The 225-nt window shown below is 53.8% G+C and carries 1 protein-coding gene; it reads left to right on the top strand.

Annotated features, from left to right (window positions below):
- A partial coding sequence (locus ACW9IR_RS30185; protein WP_457466274.1) for a right-handed parallel beta-helix repeat-containing protein occupies nt 1–225 on the top strand: 225 nt, incomplete at both ends.

Genomic DNA, 225 nt, shown 5'->3' on the forward strand with positions numbered 1-225 from the left:
GCTGGATCATCAACTCCGAGTTCTCGGACATGTGGTACGGCTTCTACTGCTACGAGACCACAGGCTTCGTGATCAAGGGCAATACCTACAAGGACAACATCGTCTACGGCATTGACCCCCATGACCGTTCCCACGGCCTGATCATCGCGGACAACACCGTCTACGGCACCAAGAAGAAGCACGGCATCATCATTTCCCGGGAAGTGAACGACAGCTTCATCTTCA

It is taken from the genome of Pseudomonas sp. SDT291_1_S447, from assembly GCF_054070155.1.